At 74.2% G+C, this 24,432-nt stretch carries 23 protein-coding genes; 20 read left to right on the forward strand and 3 right to left on the reverse strand.

What is annotated here, in order from left to right; genetic code table 11:
- The first annotated feature begins 157 nt into the window (after positions 1-157).
- Entirely contained in the window at positions 158-934 is a 777-nt protein-coding gene (gene hutC, locus ACFYUS_RS13700; RefSeq protein WP_388849985.1) for a histidine utilization repressor, read from the forward strand.
- A gap of 18 nt (positions 935-952) precedes the next feature.
- Here hutC and ACFYUS_RS13705 read toward each other — a convergent pair whose 3' ends face one another.
- Positions 953-1,789, reverse strand: coding sequence for an IclR family transcriptional regulator (locus tag ACFYUS_RS13705; protein ID WP_388849988.1), 837 nt, complete (start codon positions 1,787-1,789; stop codon positions 953-955).
- Positions 1,790-1,934: 145 nt separating this feature from the next.
- On the opposite strand from ACFYUS_RS13705, the gene ACFYUS_RS13710 reads away from it, so the two are divergent.
- From ACFYUS_RS13710 to ACFYUS_RS13770, 13 genes are all read left to right on the forward strand, one after another.
- Entirely contained in the window at positions 1,935-3,377 is a 1,443-nt protein-coding gene (locus ACFYUS_RS13710; RefSeq protein ID WP_388849991.1) for an amino acid permease, read from the forward strand.
- Between the two features lie 73 nt (positions 3,378-3,450).
- Complete coding sequence (locus tag ACFYUS_RS13715) at positions 3,451-3,810, forward strand: zinc ribbon domain-containing protein YjdM (RefSeq protein ID WP_388849994.1); 360 nt, start codon at positions 3,451-3,453, stop codon at positions 3,808-3,810.
- A 152-nt stretch (positions 3,811-3,962) separates the two neighbouring features.
- The gene (locus ACFYUS_RS13720; protein ID WP_388849997.1) at positions 3,963-4,304 is read left to right on the forward strand and encodes an ArsR/SmtB family transcription factor; all 342 of its coding nucleotides are present in this window, start codon (positions 3,963-3,965) and stop codon (positions 4,302-4,304) included.
- A gap of 5 nt (positions 4,305-4,309) precedes the next feature.
- The gene (locus ACFYUS_RS13725; RefSeq protein ID WP_388850597.1) at positions 4,310-6,022 is read left to right on the forward strand and encodes a SulP family inorganic anion transporter; all 1,713 of its coding nucleotides are present in this window, start codon (positions 4,310-4,312) and stop codon (positions 6,020-6,022) included.
- Positions 6,019-6,432: a pyridoxamine 5'-phosphate oxidase family protein gene (locus tag ACFYUS_RS13730; RefSeq protein WP_388850000.1), complete on the forward strand. Its 414-nt coding sequence runs from the start codon at positions 6,019-6,021 to the stop codon at positions 6,430-6,432. The genes ACFYUS_RS13725 and ACFYUS_RS13730 overlap by 4 nt, the downstream gene beginning before the upstream one ends.
- A 63-nt stretch (positions 6,433-6,495) precedes the next feature.
- Entirely contained in the window at positions 6,496-6,891 is a 396-nt protein-coding gene (locus ACFYUS_RS13735; RefSeq protein WP_388850003.1) for an STAS domain-containing protein, read from the forward strand.
- 171 nt (positions 6,892-7,062) lie between these two features.
- Positions 7,063-7,440 carry an ArsR/SmtB family transcription factor gene (locus ACFYUS_RS13740; RefSeq protein ID WP_388850600.1) on the forward strand — a complete coding sequence of 126 codons (378 nt, stop codon included), beginning with the start codon at positions 7,063-7,065 and terminating at the stop codon, positions 7,438-7,440.
- Positions 7,441-7,507: 67 nt separating this feature from the next.
- Complete coding sequence (locus ACFYUS_RS13745) at positions 7,508-7,990, forward strand: NADH-quinone oxidoreductase subunit B family protein (protein WP_388850006.1); 483 nt, start codon at positions 7,508-7,510, stop codon at positions 7,988-7,990.
- Positions 7,987-10,020: a proton-conducting transporter membrane subunit gene (locus ACFYUS_RS13750; protein ID WP_388850009.1), complete on the forward strand. Its 2,034-nt coding sequence runs from the start codon at positions 7,987-7,989 to the stop codon at positions 10,018-10,020. Before ACFYUS_RS13745 ends, ACFYUS_RS13750 begins: the two co-directional genes overlap by 4 nt.
- Positions 10,017-10,970, forward strand: coding sequence for a respiratory chain complex I subunit 1 family protein (locus ACFYUS_RS13755; RefSeq protein ID WP_388850012.1), 954 nt, complete (start codon positions 10,017-10,019; stop codon positions 10,968-10,970). Before ACFYUS_RS13750 ends, ACFYUS_RS13755 begins: the two co-directional genes overlap by 4 nt.
- A gap of 7 nt (positions 10,971-10,977) precedes the next feature.
- Positions 10,978-11,670 carry a hypothetical protein gene (locus ACFYUS_RS13760; RefSeq protein ID WP_388850015.1) on the forward strand — a complete coding sequence of 231 codons (693 nt, stop codon included), beginning with the start codon at positions 10,978-10,980 and terminating at the stop codon, positions 11,668-11,670.
- The gene (locus ACFYUS_RS13765) at positions 11,670-13,262 is read left to right on the forward strand and encodes a proton-conducting transporter membrane subunit (RefSeq protein WP_388850018.1); all 1,593 of its coding nucleotides are present in this window, start codon (positions 11,670-11,672) and stop codon (positions 13,260-13,262) included. The genes ACFYUS_RS13760 and ACFYUS_RS13765 overlap by 1 nt, the downstream gene beginning before the upstream one ends.
- A 4-nt stretch (positions 13,263-13,266) precedes the next feature.
- Positions 13,267-14,751 (forward strand): NADH-quinone oxidoreductase subunit C, encoded by a 1,485-nt coding sequence (locus tag ACFYUS_RS13770; RefSeq protein ID WP_388850021.1) that lies wholly within the window; start codon positions 13,267-13,269, stop codon positions 14,749-14,751.
- A gap of 18 nt (positions 14,752-14,769) precedes the next feature.
- Here the strand turns inward: ACFYUS_RS13770 and ACFYUS_RS13775 are convergent, their stop codons facing one another.
- A complete protein-coding gene (locus ACFYUS_RS13775) occupies positions 14,770-15,945 on the reverse strand; it encodes a glycosyltransferase (protein ID WP_388850024.1) in 1,176 nt (391 codons plus the stop codon).
- 58 nt (positions 15,946-16,003) lie between these two features.
- Here ACFYUS_RS13775 and ACFYUS_RS13780 point away from each other — a divergent pair, with 58 nt between their 5' ends.
- The 6 genes from ACFYUS_RS13780 (at position 16,004) to ACFYUS_RS13805 (ending at position 22,699) form a co-directional block, all read left to right on the forward strand.
- Positions 16,004-16,798, forward strand: coding sequence for a glutamate racemase (locus ACFYUS_RS13780; protein WP_388850027.1), 795 nt, complete (start codon positions 16,004-16,006; stop codon positions 16,796-16,798).
- Positions 16,799-17,071: 273 nt separating this feature from the next.
- Complete coding sequence (locus ACFYUS_RS13785) at positions 17,072-17,638, forward strand: hypothetical protein (protein ID WP_388850030.1); 567 nt, start codon at positions 17,072-17,074, stop codon at positions 17,636-17,638.
- 74 nt (positions 17,639-17,712) lie between these two features.
- Complete coding sequence (gene lnt / locus ACFYUS_RS13790; RefSeq protein WP_388850033.1) at positions 17,713-19,311, forward strand: apolipoprotein N-acyltransferase; 1,599 nt, start codon at positions 17,713-17,715, stop codon at positions 19,309-19,311.
- Positions 19,312-19,357: 46 nt separating this feature from the next.
- Positions 19,358-19,840 carry an NUDIX domain-containing protein gene (locus tag ACFYUS_RS13795; RefSeq protein ID WP_388850036.1) on the forward strand — a complete coding sequence of 161 codons (483 nt, stop codon included), beginning with the start codon at positions 19,358-19,360 and terminating at the stop codon, positions 19,838-19,840.
- 55 nt (positions 19,841-19,895) lie between these two features.
- Positions 19,896-20,735 carry a 3-hydroxybutyrate dehydrogenase gene (locus ACFYUS_RS13800; protein WP_388850039.1) on the forward strand — a complete coding sequence of 280 codons (840 nt, stop codon included), beginning with the start codon at positions 19,896-19,898 and terminating at the stop codon, positions 20,733-20,735.
- 68 nt (positions 20,736-20,803) lie between these two features.
- A complete protein-coding gene (locus tag ACFYUS_RS13805; protein WP_388850042.1) occupies positions 20,804-22,699 on the forward strand; it encodes a helix-turn-helix domain-containing protein in 1,896 nt (631 codons plus the stop codon).
- Positions 22,700-22,743: 44 nt separating this feature from the next.
- Here ACFYUS_RS13805 and ACFYUS_RS13810 read toward each other — a convergent pair whose 3' ends face one another.
- Positions 22,744-24,111, reverse strand: a complete 1,368-nt coding sequence (locus ACFYUS_RS13810; protein WP_388850045.1) for an MFS transporter — start codon at positions 24,109-24,111, stop codon at positions 22,744-22,746.
- Between the last annotated feature and the right edge of the window lie 321 nt (positions 24,112-24,432).

Consider the following 24,432-nt stretch of genomic DNA (forward strand, 5'->3'; position numbering starts at 1 on the left):
GTGCGCCTTCATGACACGCGAGCGGAGGAGCGGGGACCAGCGGCGGCGCCCGGATCTCTCGGATCCGAGACACCTGGGCTCCGGGGGACCGGCGGCCCGTCCGCCGGCGGCACCGCTCCCACTAGGATTCGTCGCAGGCAGGAGGCAGGGGGAGCGGATGGCGAGGACGGTGGGCGGCGTGGCCGTGGACCCGGCGGAGCTGGCCCGGTGGTACGCGCAGGGCGCGGGCGGTGCCGTTCCCGCGTACCAGCGCGTCAAGGAGCTCGTCGCGCGGCAGATCAGGAACGGCCACTGGCAGGAGGACGACGCCCTGCCCTCGGAGAGCCAGTTCGTCGACGCCCTCGGCCTGTCCCGCATGACCGTCAACCGCGCCCTGCGCGAGCTCGCCGCCGAGGGCGTCATCCGGCGCGTCATGGGCGTCGGCAGCTTCGTCGCCCAGCGCAAGGCCAGCTCCGCGCTCCTGGAGGTCCACAACATCGCCGACGAGGTGCAGCAGCGCGGCCACCGCTACACGGCCCGCGTGCTGTCCCTGGGCGAGGAGGAGGCCGACGACAGGACCGGCGCGCACCTCGGTCTCGGCACCGGGCGGCCGGTCTTCCGCTCGCGGGTGGTGCACTACGAGGACGGGGTGCCGCTCCAGCTGGAGGACCGCTACGTCAACCCGGCCTTCGCCCCCGGCTATCTGGAGCAGGACTTCACGCTGCAGACGCCGTACACGTTCCTGTCGAAGGTCGCGCCGCTCGGCCGCGGCGAGCACATCGTGGAGGCGGTCCTGCCGTCGCCCGAGGAGTGCGGGATCCTCGACATCGGGCCGTCCGAGCCGTGCCTGCTGATCGTGCGCCGCACCTGGTCGCGGGACGCGCTCGTGAGCATCGCGCGCCTGCTCCACCCGGGCTCCCGCTACCGCCTGGAAGGCGCGTTCGCCACCCACTGAGACGGCCGAAGGGGGAGCTCAGGCCGCGGTCCGCGCCCCCGCTCCCGCCGGCGCGTGTCCCGAGACCGCCGCGGTCAGCCGGGCCGCACCCTGCGCCAGGGCCTGGCGCACCTCCTCGGTGTCGTGCCGGGGGTGGTGGCGGCGCCAGGTGGTGCTGATCGCGGCGACCGGCCGCCCGTTGTGGTCGAACGCCGCCACCCCCATCGAGCAGAAGCCCTGCGACACCAGCTCCACCTCCTGCGACCAGCCGCGCTCCCGCTCCCGGGCCAGCTCGCCGGTCAGCTCCGGCAGGGAGCGCGGCCCGCGGCCGGTGCGGGTGGTCAGATCGCCGGGCCGGGAGAACAGCGCCCGCAGCTGCGCCTCCGAGGTGTGGGCGAGGATGGCGCGGCCGTTGGCGGTCAGATGGGCCGGCAGGCGCACGCCGACATCCGTCACGAGTGCGATGTCGATGTCCCCCGCCCGGGCCGGGGGGCGCTCCTTGAGCAGGTAGACGGTCTCCGCGCCGTGCAGGATCCCCAGGTGCGCGGTCTGGCCGAGGCGGCTCGCGACCGTGCGCAGGATCGGCCGGGCGAGCCGCTCGAGGGGTTCGTGGCGCAGATAGGCCGAGCCCACCTCGAAGGAGGACACGCCGAGTCCGTAGGCCTGCTCCGACGGGACGTACGTGACGAAGCCGCGCTCGGTCAGCACGGTGAGGATGTGGTACGCCGACGAGCGCGGAATGCCCAGGTCACGGGCGAGTGTGGCGGCCTGGACGAGACCGGGCCGGCCGGCGAGGTAGACGAGCATGTCCAGGGCGCGCGCGACCGCGGGGGAGGCGCTGGACGCCGTGACGGGCGCCGGTTTGCGTTCAGTCATCGGACCACCTCTTGACGCACCTGTATAGACAGGAATATACAGGCTGGCATTCGCCGTCGGGAGTCCGGGACGACAGGCCGATGCCGCGAGGCACACCGCCCGGGCCAGGCCCCCGGCCCCCTGCCCCCACGAGGGAGACACTCGTTTGCGTACCGAAAACGCCGGTCTGAGCCGCGGGCTCAGCGCACGGCACATCCGCTTCATCGCCCTCGGCTCCGCGATCGGCACCGGGCTCTTCTACGGCTCCTCCGAGTCCATCCGGGCCGGCGGCCCCGCCGTCCTGCTCGCCTATCTGATCGGCGGCGCCGCCGTCTTCCTCGTCCTGAGGTCCCTCGGCGAGATGGCCGTGGCGTCCCCCTGCGCCGGCTCCTTCGGCGAGTACGCGAACCGCCACCTCGGGCCGCTCGCCGGCTTCGTCACCGGCTGGACGTACGCCTTCGAGATGGTCATCGTCGCCGTCGCCGACGTCACGGCCATCGGCGTCTACATGGGCTTCTGGTTCCCCGGAGTCCCGCGCTGGATCTGGGTCCTGGCCGCCGTCCTCATCGTCGGCGCGCTCAACCTCGTCAGCGTCAAGGTCTTCGGCGAGCTGGAGTTCTGGCTGTCCCTCGTGAAGATCGTCGCCATCGTCGCGATGATCGTCGTCGGCATCGTGGTGATCGCCTTCGGCCTCGGCGGCGGCCACGCCCACATCGGCCTCTCCAACCTGTGGAGCAACGGCGGCTTCTTCGCCGGAGGCGTCGACGGCTTCGTCGTCTCGTTCGCCATCGTCATGTTCGCCTTCGGCGGCACCGAGATCATCGGCGTCACGGCCGGCGAGGCGCAGTCCCCGGAGAAGACCATCCCGGGCGCGGTGAACTCCATCCCGCTGCGCATCATCCTCTTCTACGTCCTGACCCTCGCCGTGATCATGTCGATCACCCCCTGGCAGCAGATCAGCGACTCGGGCAGCCCGTTCGTGCAGATCTTCGCCGGAGTGGGCCTCAAGTCCGCGGCCGCCGTCCTCAACGTCGTGGTCCTCACCGCCGCCCTGTCCGCCATCAACAGCGACATCTTCGCCGCGGGCCGCACGATGTACGGCCTCGCCGAGCGCGGGCACGGCCCCTCCGTCATGCGGCGCACGACCCGCAACGGCGTGCCCTGGGTGACCACCCTCGTCATGATCGGCGCCCTGCTCCTCGCCGTCCTGGCGAACGCCCTCATCCCGGGCAGGATCTTCCTGATCATCTCCTCCATCGCGACGTTCGCCACGGTCTTCGTCTGGGTGATGATCCTGCTCACCCAGTTGAAGGCCCGCCGCTCGATGTCCGCCGAAGAGGCCGCTTCCCTGAGGTTCCCGGCCCCGTTCTGGCCCTACGGCCAGATCGTCACCCTCCTCTTCATGGCCGCGGTGATGGTCCTGCTCGGCCTCCACGAGAGCACGCGCGTGGCGCTCGTCGTCGGCGTGGTCTGGCTGGCCCTCCTCACGGCGGTCCACCACCTCGCGGTCCGCCGCCGGCCGCACCGGCCCGAGGCCGCCGCGGCCCCGGCCGACGCCCCCGCGGCCACCGCCCCGACGGCGGAGCGGCCGGCCGGGATCTCCGTCTGACCTGTCACGATCGGCGCCCGCGGGCAGCCTCCGGTGCGAGGATGCCCGCTCGGGCCGACCTAGAATTCGCCCCATGAACGAGAACCTCCCGCCCTGCCCCGAGTGCTCCGGCACCTACACCTACGAGATGGGCGCCCTGCTCGTCTGCCCCGAGTGCGGTCACGAGTGGCCCGCCGCCTCCGACGCCGCCGGTGAGCCCGCCGCCTCCGGCGAGAAGGTCGTCAAGGACTCCGTCGGCAACGTCCTCGCCGACGGCGACACGGTCACCGTCGTCAAGACGCTCAAGGTCAAGGGCAGCCCCACCGGCATCAAGGCCGGCACCAAGGTCCGCAACATCCGGCTCGTCGACGGCGTCGACGGCCACGACATCGACTGCAAGGTGGACGGCTTCGGGCCCATGCAGCTCAAGTCCAGCGTGGTCAAGAAGGCCTGATCCGGGCCGAGGGACCGCGGTCTCGCCTCTCTATGAATTGCATAATTTGGCAATTCAATACATGATGGATCCGCTGTGCCCGCAGGTAGCCGCGGGCACAGCGCCGATCGACGCCCCGCGCCCGCACGGGGTGATGAGGAGGACGCGCGACCGTGTCGGTTCCGCTCTACCAGGCCAAGGCCGAGTTCTTCCGGATGCTGGGACACCCGGTGCGCATTCGCGTCCTCGAACTCCTCCAGGACGGGCCCAAGGCGGTGCGGGACCTGCTCGCCGCGATCGAGGTCGAGCCGCCGGCGCTCTCGCAGCAGCTGGCGGTGCTCCGGCGCTCGGGGATCGTGACCTCGACGCGCGAGGGCTCCACGGTGGTCTACCGGCTCGCGGGCGGTGACGTCGCCGACCTCATGCAGGCGGCGCGGCGCATCCTCACCGAGATGCTGGCCGGGCAGAACGAACTCCTGGAGGAGCTGCGCGAGGCCGAGGTCGCGGCGCAGTGAGCAGGATGCCGGTCAGGGTGCGCTCCCTGCTGCCCGTGCGTGCCGACTTCGCCGCCATGGCCCGCAACCCGCGCCGCGATCTGCTGGCGGGGCTGACCGTCGCGATAGTGGCGCTGCCGCTCGCGCTCGGCTTCGGCGTCTCCTCCGGCCTCGGGGCCGAGGCCGGTCTCGCGACCGCCGTGGTGGCGGGCGCGCTCGCCGCGCTCTTCGGCGGCTCGAACCTCCAGGTCTCCGGGCCGACCGGGGCGATGACCGTGGTCCTCGTCCCGATCGTGGCGAAGTACGGCCCCGACGGCGTCCTCACCGTCGGGCTGATCGCCGGCGTGATGGTGATCGCCCTCGCCCTCGCCCGGGCCGGCCGGTACATGGCCTACATCCCCGCCTCCGTGGTGGAGGGATTCACCCTGGGCATCGCGCTCGTCATCGGCCTCCAGCAGGTCCCCGCCGCCCTCGGCGTCCCCAAGCCCGAGGGCGAGCGGGTCCTGGAGGTGACGTGGCGCGCCGTCGAGGAGTTCGTCCAGGCCCCGAACTGGACGGCCCTCGGGCTCGCCCTGGGCGTCGCCGCCCTCATGCTGGCCGGCGCCCGGTGGCGGCCCACGATCCCGTTCTCCATCGTCGCGGTGATCGCCGCCACGGTCGTCGCGCAGGTCTTCCACCTCGACGCGGCGGCCCCGATCGGCGACCTGCCCGCCGGACTCCCCGCCCCCTCCCTCGGGTTCGTCGACCTCTCCGCGCTGGGCTCCCTGATCGCCCCCGCCGTGGCCGTCGCGGCACTCGCCGCCCTGGAGTCGCTGCTCTCCGCGCAGGTCGCCGACGGGATGACCGTGGGCCAGCAGCACGACCCGGACCGGGAGCTGTTCGGCCAGGGACTCGCGAACCTGGCCGCCCCGCTGTTCGGCGGCGTCCCCGCGACCGGCGCCATCGCCCGTACGGCGGTCAACGTCCGCACCGGGGCCTCCTCCCGGCTCGCGGCCCTCACGCACGCCGCCGTCCTCGCCGTGATCGTCTTCGCCGCCGCCCCCCTGGTCTCGAAGATCCCGCTCGCCGCGCTCGCCGGCGTCCTGCTCGCCACCGCGGTCCGCATGGTCGAGGTCGGCTCGCTGCGCGCCATGGCGAAGGCCACCCGCTCCGACGCCGTCGTCCTGGTCCTCACCGCGGTCGCCACCCTCGTGCTCGACCTCGTCTACGCGGTGATCATCGGCTTCGTCGTGGCCGGCGCCCTCGCCCTGCGCGCCGTGGCGAAGCAGGCCCGCCTGGCCGAGGTCGACTTCCACGCCGACCTGCCCGGCGAGCACAGCGAGGAGGAGCGGGCGCTGCTCGCCGAGCACATCGTGGCGTACCGCATCGACGGTCCGCTCTTCTTCGCCGCCGCCCACCGCTTCCTCCTGGAACTGACCGAGGTCGCCGACGTCCGCGTGGTCATCCTGCGCATGTCCCGCGTCACCACCATCGACGCCACCGGGGCCCTCGTGCTCAAGGACGCCGTCGAGAAGCTGAACCGGCGGGGGATCGTGGTGATGACCTCGGGGATACGGCCGGGCCAGCGGAAGGCCCTCGCCTCCGTCGGGGCCCTGGACCTGCTGCGCCTGGAAGGGCGGGAGTACGCGACCACCCCCGAGGCGATCGCCGGCGCCCGCGCGCATCTGAGGGGCGCCGGGATACTGCCCGCCCCCTCCCCGCGGCACCGGCCCGTCGCCTCCGAGGAGGCCGCACGATGACGCTGCCGACGGCCCGCCGCATGGTCGAGGTCTCCGGGGCCGAGGCCCTGTGGCTCCTCGAAGGAACCGCCCACGGACGACTGGTCCACATCCAGCGGGAACAGGCGGTCGTCCGCCCGGCCGTGCACGTCCTCGAGTACGGCCGGCTCATCGTCCGCACCCCCGTGCAGCCGGAGGTGGCCGCCGGCCGCCCCCGGCTCACCTACCACGCGGACGACATCCGGATGCCCGGCGGCACCGGCTGGACCGTGACCGTGACCGGACCCGCCGAACCGGTCGGCGACCCGGTCGAGGCCGCGCACTACCTGCGCACCCTCCCCGGCTGGGCGTACGGGCCGCACGACACCCTGCTGCGCATCACCCCGCAGACCGTGACCGGGTACCGCCTGGGCACGGTGGAGCAGCGATGAGCGCGGGCGGATCCGCCGAGGCCCCGTGGACCACCCTCCCCCTGTGAAGACGAAGGCGACGACATGACCATCGAATGGCGCTACACCACCCACCCCGGCCTCGGCGTGCTCTCCCTGGCCGGCTTCCTGGGCGCGGACGCGGTCGGACGGTTCGACGGCGCCGTGGGGTGGGTCCTCGCCCGGGGGACGGGCCCCGTCATCCTCGACCTGACCGCGCTGCGGGGCTGGTCCGCCGGCGGGCAGCTGGCCGTCGTCGACGCCGCCCGCCGGCTCGAGGCCGAGGGCCGCGGCCTCGAACTCGCCGCGATCCCCGCCGACGGGTCCCTCGTGCCCGGCGGCGACCATCCCGAGATCCCCGTCCACTGCGACCTGGAGGCCGCGCTGACCGCCCACCACGGCGGAGGACAGGGCCAGCGGGAGTGGTGCAGCGACGAATGGCCCGGCGTGCGGTCCCTCTGATCGGCTTCCTCATCGCCCCTGTCGGCGATTCCCGTGGCCATCAGGACGGCGCGAAGGCGCGAGGATGGTCCCCATGGCGAAGAGTGCTGAATGGAAGCGATGGACAGCGTGGGCGCCGCGGCGATCCCGCGGCGACGCGGCGGCCTTCCCCGTCGGCGGGCGGTGCGCACGGTGAGCACGCCGCTGTACCAACTGAAGGCGGAGTTCTTCAAGACGCTCGGCCACCCCGTGCGGATCCGGGTCCTGGAGCTGCTCAGCGTCCGGGAGCACGGCGTCTCGGAGATGCTGGCCGAGATCGGCGTCGAGCCCGCGCACCTCTCCCAGCAGCTCGCCGTGCTGCGGCGGTCGAACCTGGTCGTCGCACGCCGTGAGGGATCGGGCGTGTTCTACTCGCTGACGGATCCGCAGGTGGCCGAGCTGCTCGCGGTGGCGAGGACGATCCTCTCCGGCGTGCTCGCGGGCCAGGCCGAACTGCTCGCCGATCTGCGCGCGGCCATGCCCCGCTCAAAGACTCGTCAAAACACGCAAAGCGCGAGAAAAGTGCCGTGACTCCGGCCGGGGAAAGCTCCGTTAGCCGCCTCGTAAGGGTCCTCGTGACCACGCGGGAGGGGTGCTCATGGGCTTGTTGCGCAAGATCCGGACGACCGGGCGGGTGGCCGAACCGGCGCCCCCGGCCCCCGTGGGCGAGGCCCTGCCGCAGGCGGCGCGCCTGAGCGGTTCCGCCCAGGTGCGCTGCGTGGACGCGGGCTCCTGCAACGGCTGCGAGATCGAGATCGCGGCCGCGTTCAACCCGGTGTACGACGCGGAACGGTACGGGGCCCGGCTCGTGGCCTCCCCGCGCCACGCCGACGTGGCCCTGGTGACCGGGCCCGTGACGCGGAACATGACGGAGCCGCTGCGCCGCACGATCCAGGCGATGCCCGAGCCCCCGGTCGTCGTGGCGGTCGGCGACTGCGCGATCGACTGTGGGGAGTTCGCGGGCGGGTACGGGATCGAGGGCTCCGTGTCCGACGTCGTACCGGTCGACCTCGCCGTACCGGGATGCCCGCCGGCCCCCGCGGAGATCGTGGCGGCGCTGAGGCGGGTGACGGGACGGTGAACGCCGTCGCGGCCGGGCTCGGCGCCGCGGCGGGCCTCGGCGGTCTCGGCGCGGTGACGGGAGCCGTCCTGCCGACGCGGCCGCGCCTGCCGGTGGCGGGGCTGTGCGCGGCGGGCGTCGGCGCGGCCGGATGCGCGGCCGGGGCGGCGGCGCTGGGCGGCGCCGCCTGGTCCGTACGGCTGCCCGGACTGCTGCCGCTCGCGGGGACGGTGTGGTCCGTCGACGCCCTGTCGGGACTGTTCATGGCGGTGGCGGGGGCCGTGGTGACCGCGGTCGCGGTCTACGGCATCGGCTACGCGTCCGGCCACGGCGACCACGGCCCGGCCTCCCGCACGGCACAGGCCGTGCTGCCGCTCTTCGCCCTCACCCTGATCCTGGTACCGGCCGCGGCCTCGGTCTCCACGTTCCTCGCCCTGTGGGAACTGATGGCCCTGTCCTCCCTCCTGCTCGTCCTCACCGAGCACCGGGAACGGGCGGCGGTGCGCTCCGCGGGCGTCTGGTACGCGGTGATGACCCACCTCGGTCTGGTGCTGCTGCTCGCCGGCCTCTCCCTGTTCGCCGCGCACGCCGGGGGAGAGGACTTCGAACAGCTCCGGCGGCACGCCGACGCACTGTCACCGGCCGTACGCGGCACGGTGCTCGTCCTCACCGGCGCCGCCTTCGCCTCCAAGGCGGGCGCCGTGCCGCTGCACGCCTGGCTGCCCCGGGCCCACCCCGAGGCCCCGGGACCCGTCTCGGCGCTGATGAGCGCCGCCATGGTCAACCTCGGCGTCTACGGCATCGTCCGCACCGGCTTCGACCTGCTGGGCGGAGGACCCGCCTGGTGGTGGCTGGGCGTGATGGCGGTCGGCGGGCTCTCCGCCGCGTACGGGATCCTCCAGGCCGCGATGGCCTCCGACCTGAAGCGGCTGCTCGCCCGCTCCACGGCGGAGAACCTGGGACTCGTCCTCGTCGGGGCCGGCGCGGCGGGCCTGTTCGCCGCCTCCGGCGACGGCCCCCTGGCCGCCTTCGCCCTCGCCGCCGCCCTGCTGCACCTGGTGAACCACGCCGCCTTCAAGGCCCTGCTGTTCACCGCGGCCGGATCGGTCGTCCGGGCCACCGGGGAGCGGAACCTCGACCGCCTCGGCGGCCTGCGGGCCCGGATGCCGGTGACCGCCGGACTCTTCGCGCTGGGCGCGCTCGGCGCCGTGGCGCTCCCGCCCGGCAACGGATTCGTCAGCGAATGGCTGCTGCTCCAGTCGCTCATCCACGGCCTGGAGGTCCCGGGAGTGGACGTGGCGATCGTGCTGCCGCTCGCCGTCGCCCTCATCGCCCTGTCGGCGGGCATCGCCGCGGCCGTGTTCGTGAAGGCCCTCGGCGTCGCCTTCTTCGCCAGGCCCCGCGGAAAAGGCGCCGCCCGCGCCCAGGAGTCGCCCCCGCTGATGCTCGCCGGCATGGGCCTCCTCGCGGTGGCCTGCGCGGGCCTGGCCCTGGTGCCCGGACTCCTCGCCCCCGCCCTCGACCGGGCGGTCGCCGCGGCCGGCCCCCGCATCGAAGCGCCCGTGACGCACGACGGCCTGGGCGTACGGCTCCACGACCTCGGGACCACGCTCTCGCCGCTGTGGGTGGTCGCCGCGCTCACCGGCGCCCTGCTCCTCGTCACCGCCGCACCCCGGCTGTACGGCCCCCGGCAGCGCCGGGTGAACGCCCGCCTGTGGGACTGCGGCGGCGGCGCCCCGACAGCCCGCATGGCGTACACCGCGACCTCGTTCGCCGAGCCGCTCCAGCGGGTCTTCGACGACGTCCTGGCCCCGGAGCAGGACGTGGCCGTGACGCACGCGCGCGGGTCGGCCTATCTGGTGGAGGGGGTCCGCTTCCGCAACAGCGTGCCCGACCGGATCGAACACCGGCTGTACGAGCCGGTGCTCGACGCGCTCGCCCGGACCGGACGGGCCGCCCGCCGGCTCGCGAGCGGCAGCGTCCACCTCTACCTCGGATACGGCTTCCTGGGCCTGCTGTCCCTGTTCGTCGTGCTGGTGGTGGGCTGGTGAGCGCGATCGGACACGTGGCGGTCGCCCTCCAGGCGGGCGTGGTCGTCGTCGGCGCGCCGCTCCTGGCGGGGCTGATGCGCCAGGTGCGGGCCCGGCTCGAAGGCCGGGCGGGCGCCGGGGTGCTCCAACCCTGGCGCGACATCCGCAAGCTCCTGCGCCGCGAGTCGATCAGACCGGTCGGCACCGGACCGGCCTTCCGGACGGCCCCCGCGCTCCTCGTGGCGACCACCCTCGTGGTCGGCTCGCTCGTCCCCCTGCTCTCGACCGACACCCCGGTCGCCGGACGGGCGGACCTGATCCTGGTGGTGGCGCTGCTCGCCCTCGGCACCGTGACGCTCGCCCTCGCCGGCCTCGACACCGGCACCGCGTTCGGAGGCATGGGCGCCTCACGGGAGATGACCATCGCCGCCCTGGTCGAACCGACGCTGCTGATGGCCGTGTTCGCCCTGTCGACACCGGCCGGGACCACCAACCTGCCCGCGATCGTCGCCGACGTCGTCCATGACCCGAGCCGCCTCGCCTCACCCGCCGGGCTGCTCGCGGCGGCCGCGCTCGCCGTCGCCGTGCTCGCCGAGACCGGACGGCTGCCCCTGGACAACCCCTCCACCCACCTGGAGCTGACGATGGTCCACGAGGCCATGGTCCTGGAGTACGCGGGCCGGGACCTGGCGCTCGTCGAACTCGGGGCCCAGATGCGGCTCACCGTCCTGCTCGGACTGCTCGCCGCGCTGTTCGCCCCCTGGGGCATCGCCACCACCGCGTCGGCGGCGGGCCTCGCGCTGGCGCTGGTGGCGCTCACGGCCAAGGTCGCGCTGTTCGGGGCGCTGCTCGCGACGGCCGAGGTCCTCTGGGCCAAGATCCGCCTGTTCCGCGTCCCCGAACTGCTCGCCGGATCCTTCCTGCTGGCACTGCTCGCGGTCGCCTCCTCCTTCTTCCTGAGCGGAGCGTGAGCCGGGCATGGGCGACAGCGCGTACACCCAGCTCCTCGACCTCGCCTGCGGAGCGTTCCTGCTGGCCGCCGCCGTGATCCTGTGGAGACACCAACTCTCCTCGATCGTGCGGGTCTTCGCCCTCCAGGGGATCGCCCTGGCCGCGATCGCCGCGCTGCTCGGGCTCCACGAGGGCCGGGCGGACCTCGTCGTGGTCGCGGTGGGCATCGGGGTGCTGCGGGCCGGTGTCCTGCCGCATCTGATGCGCCGGGCCCTGACCGCCCTGACGGCGGACCGCCACCCGTACGACACCGGGGGCGCGGAGGCGCGGGAGACCCGGCCGCTGGTGAACGTGGCCGCCTCGCTGCTCGCGGCGGCGGCCCTGACCCTGCTGGCCACCGCGGTCGCGCGCCCCCTGGTCGAGCTCCATCCGACCCCGGCGACCCGTGCCCTCCCCGTGGGCCTCGCGGTCGTGCTCATCGGCTTCTTCGTGCTCGTCACCCGGCGCCGCGCCCTCGCCCAGGTGGTCGGCTTCCTGCTCCTCGACAACGGCATCACCGCCACCGCGTTCCTCGCCGCCTCCGGCGTCCCCCTCATCGTCGAACTCGGCGTCTCGTTCGACGTCCTCTTCGCGGTGCTGGTGTTCCACCTGCTCACCGCCCGGATGCGGGCCGCGTTCGGCACGACCGACCTCGACGACCTGCGGGAGCTGCACGACTGATGGACGCCCTCACGACCACGCTCGTCCTGACCGCCCCCGTCGCCGCCCCCTGCGCCGTCGCCGGCGCCCACGCCCTCACCCTCGCCAAGGCCCGCCGGACCGCCCCGGCGGCGCCGCGCCCGGTGCCCGTCCCGGCCGGAGCGACGTCCCTCCCGTACGGCCCGGAGAGCGGCATGCCACCACCGGACCCGGAGCCGGACGCGGCGGCCGGACGGGTCTCCCCCTGGTGGGGAGTGGTCCCGCCGCTCGCGGTGCTCGGCTGCGGCGCGGTCCTCGCGTCGGCCCTGCCGCGCGGCGGGGCGCTCCCGGCGCTCGACGGGCTGCTGAGGGCCGACGCGCTGACGGCGTGGATGCTGCTGGTCACCGGAGCCGTCGCCCTGATCGCCTGCGCCACCCTGGCCTCCCAGCCCGCCGGAGAGCATCCCTCCGCCCGGGGGGCGGCGCTCCTCCAGGCGCTGGTCCAGACGTTCCTGGGCGCCATGTGCCTGGCGGCGGTGACGGCGAACCTCGGGGTGCTGTGGGTGGCGATCGAGGCGACGACGCTCGTCACCGCCTTCCTGGTGGGCCACCGGCGCACCCGGCGGTCCGTCGAGGCCGCGTGGAAGTACGTGGTGATCTGCTCGGCCGGCATCGTGCTCGCCTTCCTCGGCACCGTGCTCGTCTACTCCGCGGCCCGGCAGGCCGGCATCGACGAGGAGCACGCCCTGGACTGGCCGACGCTCGTCGCCCACGCGCACGCGCTCGACCCGTCCGTCACCCGGCTCGGCGTCTCCCTGGTGATCCTGGGCTTCGGCGCCAAAGCCGGACTCGCCCCGCTCCACGCCTGGCTGCCGGACGCCTACAGCCAGACCCCCGCGCCCGTCTGCGCGCTGATGTCCGGCGTGCTGCTGTCCATCGCCTTCTCCGCGATCCTGCGGTACGAGGTGATCGCGGACGCCGCACTCGGGGACGGCTGGACCCGCACGCTCCTGGCCGGGATCGCCCTGCTCACCCTGGCCCTCGCCACGGCCCTGCTCCTCGCCCAGCGCGACTACACCCGCATGCTGGCCTATTCGAGCATGGAGCACATGGCCCTGATCGCCCTCGGCACGGCCATCGGCACCCCGCTCGCCCGGGCGGCCGTCCTGCTGCACATCGCCGGGCACGGGCTGGCCAAGTCGGTCGCCTTCTGCGCCGCGGGCCATGTGCTGCGCCTGACCGGGACGACGCTCGTGGGGCGGGTGCGGGGACTCCTCGCCCGGCTGCCCTGGCTCGGCGGCGCGTTCGGCCTCGCGGTGCTCGCCCTCCTCGGGTTCCCGCCGTTCAGCCTCTTCGCCTCCGAACTCGGCATCGTCCGCGCGGGATTCACCGCCGGCCTGGGCCGGGTGACGGCGGCGGCCCTGCTGCTCGTCCTGATCGCGTTCGCCGCGCTGGCCGTCCGCACGGCCCGCATGGTCCTCGGCCCGCCCCCCGCCCCGGCCCCCGCGTCCTTCGGGGAAGGAGCGGTGTGGCCCCTCGTCCTCGGACTCGCCGCGTGCGCCGCGCTCGGCGTCGCGACCGGACCGCTGACGGGCCTCCTGCACGATGCCGCCGCCACGATCGGAGGCCGCTGACCGCATGCGCGCCACCCGTACTCTCCACGAGGTCAACGTCGGCGAACTCCCGCAGAGGGTTTCCGAGTTGCTGGACGCAGGGCACCGCCTGGCGCTCGTCGCCGCACACCACGACGACGGACGGCGGGTCCGGGTCGTCCACCTCTTCGCCTCCGGCCCGCCGGACGTCCGCACCGAGCTCCACGTCCACCTGGACCCGGACAAACCCGAGGCCCCGAGCCTCGCCCCGCTCTCCTTCCCCGCGGGCCGGTTCGAGCGGGAGATGCGGGACCTGCACGGCGTCGTGCCGCTCGAACACCCGCTGCCCCGCCGCCTGGTCCGCCACTACCACTGGCCCAAGGGCTGGTACCCGATGCGGCCCGACGCGGGACCGCCACCGCCGTTCGCCGAACAGGAGGGCCCGTACCCCTTCCTGGAGGTCGAGGGCGACGGCGTGTACGAGATCCCCGTCGGTCCCGTGCACGCCGGCCTCATCGAACCCGGCCACTTCCGCTTCTCCGTCGTCGGCGAGACCATCCTCAGGCTCAAGGCGCGGCTGTGGTTCGTCCACCGCGGCGTCGAGAAGCTCTTCGAGGGCCGGACGACCGAGACCGGCCTGCCGCTCGCCGAACGCATCAGCGGGGACACGGCCGTCGGCCACGCCCTCGCCTACTGCCTCGCCGTCGAGGAGGCCACCGGCACCGAGGTCCCGGCCGCCGCCGCCCGGGGCCGCGCGCTCCTCCTCGAACTGGAACGGCTCCACAACCACGTCGCCGACCTCGGCATGCTCTGCAACGACGTCGGCCACGGCATCCTCCACGCCCACGCCCAGCGCGTACGGGAACGACTCCTCCGCCTGAACGCGGAGATCACCGGCCACCGGCTGCTGCGCGGCGGCGTCGTCCCGGGCGGCACCGTCCTGCGGGCGCTGCCCGACCCCGCCCCGCTCGCCGCCGTCGGCCGCGACATCCGGGAGATCGCGGGCCTCGCCCTGAACCACTCCACCGTGCGCGACCGCTTCACCGGCACCGCCGTCCTGACCCCACGAGCCGCCCGGGACCTCGGCTGCCTCGGCTACGTGGCCCGCGCGAGCGGCCTCGCCGGCACCGACGCCCGCGTCGCCCACCCGTTCCTCTCCTACGACGCGGAGCTCGCCGTCCCCGTGCGCGACACCGGAGACGTCCTGGCCCGCTTCCTCGTCCGGGCGGAGGAGATCGACGTCTCCCTCGCCCTGATCGACCACCTCGCCGAGGACACCGCCCCGGGCGAGATCCGTACGCCCCTCGCCGGACGGAGCGGCTCCGGCACCGGGATCGTCGAAGGATGGCGCGGCACGATCGCCACCCGCGTCGAGACCACCGCCGAAGGCCGGCTCAGCCGCGTCAAACCCGTGGACCCGTCCTTCTTCAACTGGCCCGCCCTGCCGCTCGCCCTCGCGGACACGATCGTTCCCGACTTCCCCCTCACCAACAAGAGCTTCAACCTCTCCTACGCCGGGAACGACCTCTGACCGGCACCGAGCGCGTGCTCACCGGTCCGGTGCCGCCTCCGGGCGGGCGTACGTCCGCCCCTTCCAGGCCGCACCCCGGCCCCGGTGGTGCCGCAGCGCCGAGTCCACCGTCATCAGGAGGTAGAGGAACGCGGTGAACGGCAGCAGCGGAGCGAGCAGGAGCGGCTGCCGGTAGTAGCGGAGCATCGGCACGTACGTCCCCGCCATCACCGCCCACGCGGCCCCGCCCGCCCACGCCGCCGGCGCGTCCCCGGTCCACACGCCCGCCACCAGCGCCACCGGCGGCACCAGATAGACCAGCGCGAGCCCCGCCACCGTCCCCAGGAGCAGCAGCGGATTGTGCCGCAGCTGCGCGTACGCGCTCCGCGCGACCATCCGCCACAGCTCGCCGAGCCCCGGATACGGACGGACGCTGTCGACCCGCTCCGCGAGCCCCAGCCAGATCCGGCCCCCGGCCCGCCGCACCGCCCGCGCCAGCGACACGTCGTCGATCACCGCCTGCCGGATCACCTCCGGCACGTCCGCCGCCACCGCCGTCTCCGTCCGCAGCAGCACACAGCCGCCCGCCGCCGCCGTCGCCAGCGGCCGCGCCCGGTTGATCCAGCGGAAGGGATACAGCTGGGCGAAGAAGTACACGAACGCCGGCACCACCAGGCGCTCCCAGAAGCTCGCGACCCGGAGCCGGGCCATCTGCGACACCAGGTCCAGATCGTGCCCCACGGCCGCCGCCACGAGCCGCCGCAGACCGTCCGGCTCGTGCGCGATGTCCGCGTCCGTGAGGAGCAGGAACTCCGGCCCGCGCGCGCGTGCCAGGGCCATCCCGTGCCGCAGCGCCCACAGCTTCCCGGTCCAGCCCGGCTCCGGCTCTCCCGGCGACACGACCGTCAGCGGCAGCCCGCCGTACCGGCCGGACAGCTCGACGGCGAGCTTCCCCGTACCGTCCGTGCTCCCGTCGTCGACGAGGACGACCTCCGCGGCCCCCGGATAGTCCTGCGCGAGCAGCGACGGCAGGCTCATCGGCAGCACCTCGGCCTCGTCCCGCGCCGGCACCACGACCGCCACCCGCGGCCAGCGCTCCGGCGCCCGCCGCTCCGGCGGCAGCCGCTGGTCCGTGCGCCAGAAGAAGCCCTGACCGAGCAGCAGCCAGAGCCAGGCGGCCAGGGACACGATCGAGAACCAGGCGAGGGTGCTCATTCGTGGCAGTCTGCCCCAGATCGCGGGGGGCGAACGGCTCATCGGCTAGGGTGACCGGGTGAAGATCGCGCTCATGGACTCCGGAATCGGCCTCCTCCCGGCGGCGGCCGCGGTGCGGCGGCTCCGGCCGGACGCGGACATCCTGCTCTCCAACGACCCCGACGGCATGCCCTGGGGACCCCGTACCCCCGAGGACCTGACGGGGCGCGCCCTCGACGTCGCCCTCGCCGCCGCCGCGCACCGCCCGCGGGCGCTCATCGTGGCCTGCAACACCGCCACCGTGCACGCCCTGCCCGCCCTGCGCGCCGCCCTCGAACCGGACGTCCCCGTCATCGGCACCGTCCCCGCGATCAAGCCCGCCGCCGCGGCCGGCGGCAAGGTCGCCATCTGGGCCACCCCCGCCACCACCGGCAGCGCCTACCAGCGCGGACTCATCCGCGACTTCGCCGGGGGCGCCGAGGTCACCGAGGTGCCCTGCCCCGGACTCGCCGACGCCGTCGAGCACGCCGACCCGGACGCCGTGGACGCCGCCGTCGCCGCGGCGGCCGCGCTCACCCCGACCGACGTCCGCGCCGTCGTCCTCGGCTGCACCCACTACGAACTGGTCGAGGAGCGCATCCTCGCCGCCCTGGAGACCCACCGCCGGCCCGGGCTGCCGCCGATCGTCTTCCACGGCTCCGCCGACGCCGTCGCCGCCCAGGCCCTCCGCCGGATCGGCGCCGAACCCGCGCCCGACGCGGCCCCCACCGGCACCCTCTCCGTCCTCCTCAGCGGCCGCCCCGGCGAGCTCCCCGCCACCGCCCTCGGCTACGCCGAGGGCCGCGCCCTCACGGCCACGGCCGCCGCGCACTGAGCACCCCGGGGCCGCCCACCGAGCCTCCGGGCCGGCTCACCCCCCCCGGGCCTGCTCACCGAGCCTCCGCCGGGACGGCTCACCCCCCGGGCGTGCTCACCGAGCCTCCGCCGGGACGGCTCACCGCCCCCGGGCCTGCTCACCGAGCCTGCCCGGACCACTTGCCGCGCCCCTAGGGGCCGTACGCCGAGCCCCCCGAGGCTGCTCACCGAGCGTCACCCGGTGACCGCGCTCCGGCGCGCTGTCCCGGTCGATCCTGGGTACGCTTCCGGTATGAGGGAGCATTCCCGGAACCCGCGCGCCGACGAGCAGACGCCCGCCGTCTGGACGGGGCGCGCCACCAACCGGCTTCAGTGGGTGGCCGCCGTCGCCGGTGCCGCCTGCATGGCCCTGGGCATCACCCTCGCCGTCGAATCCCCCTGGACCTCCGGCGTCGCCGCCCTCCTCATGGCGGTGATCGGCTGCGTCGCGGCCGGACTGCTCGTCCTCTTCGGCACCCTCGCCTTCGTCCACGTGGCCGTGAGGGTCGACGACCGCGCCATGGAGGTCCGCTGCGGCCACATCGGCGTGCCGCGCCGCCGCATCCCGCTCACCCAGGTCGTCGGCGCCGACTTCGCGCCCAGCGTCACCCCGCGCCAGTGGGGCGGCTGGGGCTACCGCTGGCGGCCCGAGAAGGGCACGGCCGTGATCGTCCGGCGGGGCGAGGCCCTGGTCCTGCGCCTCGGCGACGGCCGCACCTTCACGGTGACCGTCGACGACGCCCAGTCCGCGGTACGCGTCATCCGCGCCCGCCTCGGCCACCCGGCCCCGCCGGTCCCGCCCGCACCGACCGGCGTGTGACCTCGGCGGAAGGAGGCCGGCGCCGGGCCGCACCGCCCTCCTCGCGCACAGGGACGACACGTAGACTCCGCAAGGTGAGCGCCACCATCACCTCCGTCGACGCGCCCGGTCCCGACACCGCACCCACGCCGGTCTCCCGGCTGCGGCGGTTCCTGCGGCCCGGGACGGCACTGCTGTCCGGGTTCCTGCTCTACCTGAGCTTCCCGCCGCGCCCCCTGTGGTGGCTCGCGCTGCCCGCCTTCGCGCTGCTCGGCTGGACCCTGCGGGGCCGCCGGCTCCGCGCCGGTTTCGGCCTCGGCTACCTCGCCGGACTCGGCTTCCTGCTCCCGCTCCTCGTGTGGACCGGCGAAGAGGTCGGCGCCGGCCCGTGGCTCGCCCTCGCCGCCGTCGAGGCGCTCTTCGTGGCCGCCGCCGGTCTCGGCATCGCGGCCGTCTCCCGGCTCCCGTGGTGGCCGTTCTTCGCCGCCGGGGTGTGGATCCTCGCGGAGGGGGCACGCGCGCGCGTGCCCTTCGGCGGCTTCCCCTGGGGCAAGGTCGCCTTCGGGCAGGCCGACGGCGTCTTCCTGCCGCTCGCCGCCGTCGGCGGCACCCCGGTGCTCGGCTTCGCCGTCGCCCTCTGCGGCTTCGGCCTGTACGAGGCGGTCCGGCAGTTCCGCGCGTACAAGGCCACCGGCGCCGTCCCGCGCGGCCCGCTCGCCGCCGCGGCGCTCTCCGTCCTCGTCCCGGTCACCGGCGCCCTCGCCGCGCTGCCCCTCGTCGACGACTCCGCCGAGGACGGCACCGCCACCGTCGCCGCCGTCCAGGGCAACGTGCCCCGCCTCGGCCTCGACTTCAACGCCCAGCGCCGGGCCGTCCTCGACAACCACGTGGCCCGCACCCGCGAGCTCGCCCGGGCCGTCAAGGAGGGCCGCGAGCCGCAGCCCGACTTCGTGCTGTGGCCGGAGAACTCCTCCGACATCGACCCGTACGCGAACCCCGACGCGGCCGACGTCATCGACGGCGCCGTCAACGCGATCGGCGTGCCCACCGTGATCGGCGCCGTCATCGCCCCCGAGACCGGCAAGCTCCGCAACACCCTCATCGAGTGGGTCCCCGGGCGGGGCCCCGTCGCCACGTACGACAAGCGGCACGTCCAGCCCTTCGGCGAGTACATCCCGATGCGGTCCTTCGTACGGATCTTCAACAGCAACGTCGACCGGGTGGCCCGGGACTTCGGCCCCGGCAAGAAGGTCGGCGTCTTCGACCTCGCCGGCACCAAGGTCGGCCTCGCGACCTGCTACGAGGCGGCCTTCGACTGGGCCGTGCGCGACACCGTCACCCACGGGGCCCAGCTGATCTCCGTCCCCAGCAACAACGCCACCTTCGGCCGCAGCGAGATGACCTACCAGCAGCTCGCGATGAGCAGGGTGCGCGCGGTCGAGCACAGCCGTTCGGTCGTCGTGCCCGTCACCAGCGGGGTCAGCGCGATCATCCGCCCCGACGGCGAGATCGTCGCGCAGACGAAGATGTTCACCCCGGACGTCCTCGTCGAGAAGGTGCCGCTGCGCTCCTCGCAGACCCCCGCGACCCGCCTGGGCACCCTGCCCGAGGCCCTGCTCGCGGTGCTCGCGGCGGCCGGTCTCGGCTGGGCCGCCGCCCGCGCGCTGCGGGCCCGCCGGACCCCGGCCGCCTGACGCGGGACCCGGCCGCCCCGCTCCGCGGATGATCTAGGGTCGGGGCATGGGTACTCCTGACTTCATCCGCGAACTGCGCGAGACGGCCGGCCACCAGCTGCTCTTCCTGCCGGGCGTCAGCGCCGTCGTCTTCGACGACCGGGGCCGGGTCCTGCTCGGCAAGCGGGCCGACAACGGGCTCTGGGCCATCGTCGGCGGCATCGTCGACCCGGGCGAGCAGCCCGCCGACGCCGTGGTCCGCGAGGTGCACGAGGAGACCGCCGTCCGCTGCGTGCCCGAGCGGATCGTGCTCGTGGAGACCCTCCGCAAGCCCGTCGTCTACCCCAACGGCGACATCTGCCAGTACATGGACGTCACGTTCCGCTGCCGGGCGGTCGGCGGCGAGGCACGGGTCAACGACGAGGAGTCGACCGAGGTCGGCTGGTTCGAGGTGGACGGACTGCCCGAGATGAAGCGCTTCTCGTACCTGCGGATCGAGAAGGCGCTCGCCGACGAACCCACATGGTTCCGCACCACACTCACCGACTGAACTATGGGCTTGCCGCACATCGGTGCGGACGGGGCCCGTTCATAGGGTGCGGAACATGAGCGCACCCATCACCGTCCCCGGCACCGAGCCCGGTGCGGACGTCGCCTCGCCCCTGCCCCGCGCCGCGGGCCTCGCCCTCGACCTCACCGGCCGCACCGCGCTCGTCACGGGCGCGGCCGGCGGCATCGGACGCGCCGTCGCGCTGCGGCTCGCCGCCGCCGGGGCCCGGGTCAGAGCCGTCGACCGGGCCGCCGAGGGCCTGGAGACCCTGGCCGAGGAGGCCCGCGCGCTCCCCGGCGGCCTCGAACCCCGGCTCCTCGACCTGACCGACCTGGACGCGGCGGAAGCGGCCGCCGCCGGCACCGACATCCTCGTCAACAACGCCGGGATCCAGCTGGTCCGCCCCATCGAGGAGTTCCCGCCGGACGTCTTCCACACCGTGCTCACCGTGATGCTGGAAGCGCCCTTCCGGCTCGTCCGGGGCGCCCTGCCCCACATGTACGGCCAGGGCTGGGGGCGGATCGTGAACCTCTCCTCCGTCCACGGGCTGCGCGCCTCCGCCTTCAAGTCCGCCTATGTGGCCGCCAAGCACGGCCTGGAGGGCCTCTCCAAGACCGCCGCCCTCGAAGGCGCGCCGCACGGCGTCACCTCCAACTGCGTCAACCCCGGCTACGTCCGCACGGCGCTCGTCGAGAAGCAGATCGCCGACCAGGCCGCCGCCCACGGCATCCCGCCGGAGCGGGTCCTCACCGAGGTCCTCCTCAAGGACTCGGCGCTCAAGCGGCTCATCGAACCGGAGGAGGTCGCCGAGGCCGTCCTCTACCTCTGCACCCCCCAGGCCTCCTTCATCACCGGCACCTCCCTCACCCTCGACGGCGGCTGGACCGCCCACTGAACGAAGCCCCTGTGAAGCTCGTCCACAGGGGTGGTGCGACCACACGTACGGCAGGTATCCCTGTGTCCATGTCCCATGAACACGTCTCCTACCTGGAACTCCTCGCCCGGGGAGCGGCGTCGGAGGCCTACGACCGACCCGTGCTGCTCGCCCGCGCGAGCGGCGCGGGCCCCGAGGCGCTGGCCGGGCTCGAAGAGGCCAAGCAGCTGGCGCTGCGGGTCCGGGCCGAGCTGGAGGGGCGGCGGCGCCGGGAGGCGGAGCTCTCCGCCCTCTTCGCCACCGCCCACGACCTCGCGGGACTCCGCGACCTCGACGCGGTGCTGCGCGCCATCGTCCAGCGCGCCCGCTCGCTCCTGGGCACCGAGGTCGCCTACCTCAGCCTCAACGACCCCGCCGCCGGGGACACGTACATGCGGGTCACGGAGGGCTCGGTCTCCGCGCGGTTCCAGCAGGTCCGCCTCGGCATGGGCGAGGGACTCGGCGGCCTGGTCGCCCAGACCGCCCGCCCGTACGTCACCGAGGACTACTTCGAGGACCCGCGCTTCCAGCACACGCACACCATCGACGCGGCCGTACGGGACGAGGGCCTCGTCGCCATCCTCGGCGTACCGCTCAGCCTCGGCAGCCAGGTCATCGGCGTGCTCTTCGCCGCCGACCGCCGGGCCAGGGTCTTCGAGCGCGAACAGGTCGCGCTGCTCGGCTCCTTCGCCGCGCACGCCGCCGTCGCCATCGACACCGCCCACCTGCTCGCCGAGACCCGCTCGGCCCTCGCCGAACTGGAGCGGGCCAACGACATCATCCGCGAGCACAGCGCCGTCATCGAGCGGGCCTCCGAGGTCCACGACCGGCTCTCCGAACTGGTCCTGCGCGGCGGCGGCGTCCACGACGTGGCCCACGCCGTCTCCGAGGTCCTCGGCGGCACCGTCGAGTTCACCGAGGCGGGCGCCGGTGCCGCCCGGCGCACCGGCGGCCACGCCGTCCGCGAGGGCGACGACTGGGTGGCCGCCGTCTCCGCCGGCGGCGAGACCCTGGGCGCGCTCGTGCTCCACGGGCAGCCCGAGCTCGACCCCGTCGACCAGCGGACCCTGGAGCGGGCCGCCCTGGTGACCTCCCTGCTGCTGCTCGCCCGCCGCTCGGCGGGCGAGGCCGAGCAGCGGGTGCGCGGGGAGCTCCTCGACGACCTCCTCGACGCCCCCGACCGGGACCGCCTGCTGCTGCGCGAGCGCGCCGCCCGCCTCCGTACCGACAGCGAGGCCCCGCACGTCGTGCTCGCCGCCCGCATCGACCGGTCCGCCGCCGGCGCCGCCGACTCCGACGCCGGCCGCCGGGAGAGCGCCGACCGCCAGCGCCTGTGGTCGGCCGCCACGCACCTGGCCGCCACCCGGCACGGCCTCGCCTCGGCACGCGACGGCGGTACGGTCCTGCTGCTGCCGCTCGGCCCGGGGGAGAGCGCCGCCGACCTCGCCCGCCAGACCGCGCGGAGCCTCGGCGGCGCCCTGAGCGAGCCGGTCACCGTCGGCGCCTCCGCGCCCGTACGGGCGCTCCTCGACCGCCCGGACCAGGTGGCCGTCGCGTACGAGGAGGCCCGCCGCTGCCTGGACGCGCTCGTCCTGCTGCACCGCTCGGGCCAGGGCGCGGCCGCCGAGGACCTCGGCTTCCTCGGCCTCCTGCTCGCCGACGGCCGGGACATCCAGGGCTTCGTGGGCCGGACGATCGGTCAGGTCGTCGACTACGACCGGCGGCGCGGCACCGACCTGGTCCGCACCCTGGACGCCTACTTCGGCAGCGGCATGAGTCCGGCCCGTACCAAGGACGAACTCCACGTCCACGTCAACACGGTGGCCCAGCGCCTGGAGCGCGTCGGCCGGCTCCTCGGCCCCGACTGGCAGTCCCCGGCCCGCGCCCTGGAGATCCAGCTCGCGCTGAGACTGCACGCCCTCTCGGACGCGGTCACCGGGAGATGACGAAGGGGCCCCGCGTCGGCGGGGCCCCGTACGTCCTTCCCGGATCAGGCGTCGGCGCGGACGCGGGAGCCCCCGGGGCTCCGCTCCTCGATCCCGCCGAGGTCGCGGTCGCGGGTCTCGCGGGCGCAGGCGATCGCGACGACGGTGAGCAGCGCGGCGGCGATCACGTACAGGGCGATCGGCGTCGAGCTGTCGTAGTCGTCGAGGAGCGCGACCGCGATGAGCGGCGCGGGGGCCCCGGCGGCGACGGAGGAGAACTGGGCGCCGATGGAGGCTCCCGAGTAGCGCATCCGGGTCGCGAACATCTCGGAGAAGAAGGCCGCCTGCGGCGCGTACATCGCCCCGTGCAGGACCAGACCGACCGTCACGGCGAGCAGCAGCGAGCCGAAGCTGCCGTGGTCGATGAGCAGGAAGAACGGGAACATCCAGGCGCCGACGCCGACCGCGCCGATCAGGTAGACCGGGCGGCGGCCGATCCGGTCGGAGAGCGCGCCCCAGGCGGGGATGACGGCGAAGTGGACGGCGGAGGCGATGAGGACGGCGTTCAGGGCGGTCTGCTTGCTCAGGCCGACCTGGGTGGTGGCGTACACGAGGATGAACGCGGTGATCACGTAGTACGAGATGTTCTCCGCCATGCGGGCGCCCATCGCGATCAGCACGTCCCGCCAGTGGTGCTTCAGCACCGCGACCAGCGGCATCTTCTCGACCTGCCCGGCGAGGGCCTTGCGCTCCTCGGCCGCGGCGAGCGCCGCCTTGAAGACGGGCGACTCGTCGACGGAGAGCCGGATCCACAGGCCGACGACCACCAGGACGCCGGAGAGCAGGAAGGGCACGCGCCAGCCCCAGGAGGCGAAGGCGGCGTCCGAGAGCAGCGCGGTCAGCGCGGACAGCACACCGGTCGCGAGCAACTGCCCGGCCGGCGCGCCGGTCTGCGGCCAGGAGGCCCAGAAACCACGCCGCTTGGCGTCCCCGTGCTCCGACACGAGCAGGACGGCGCCGCCCCACTCGCCACCGAGCGCGAAGCCCTGCACCAGACGGAGCACGGTGAGCAGCACCGGAGCGGCGGACCCGACGGTCGCGTGCGTCGGCAGCAGTCCGATCGCGAACGTCGCCCCGCCCATCATGAGCAGGCTCAGAACCAGCAGCTTCTTCCGCCCGAGCCGATCCCCGAAGTGCCCGAAGACCAGCGCGCCGAGCGGCCGCGCGGCGAACCCGACCGCATAGGTCAGGAACGACAGCAGCGTCCCGACCAGCGGATCGGACTCGGGGAAGAACAGCTTGTTGAACACCAGCGCGGCGGCCGACCCGTAGAGGAAGAAGTCGTACCACTCGATCGTCGTGCCGATGAGACTCGCGGCGACGATGCGCTTGAGGGAACCGGGGGGTGTGGGAGCGGTTGTTGCGGCGGCCATGTGCACCACTTCCGAGCGGGTGACGGGGAGGTTTTCGTGTCGCCACACCGTAGGAAGACGCAGGTCAGCCGCGTATGTGGTGGGACACCATAGTTCGGGTGGGTCGTGTGCGCCCTGCCTCCATGGCCTGCTGCGGTGCCCCTGTCGAAGGCGTTGGGGAGGCCTGGTGAGGGGCTGTCCCGGTTGCACTGATCGGGCACGTTTTGGTGGCGCGGTGCTGATTCCCGTGCTGGTTTCGTGCTGACTGAAACCCCATGTCAGCACCCGTGTTCATCTCTCCCGTGCTGGCTTGGTGCTGACTACGGAGAGTGGAACCTGCGC

It is taken from the genome of Streptomyces sp. NPDC004284, from assembly GCF_042874035.1.
In the GTDB taxonomy this organism is placed as follows: Bacteria; Actinomycetota; Actinomycetes; order Streptomycetales; family Streptomycetaceae; genus Streptomyces.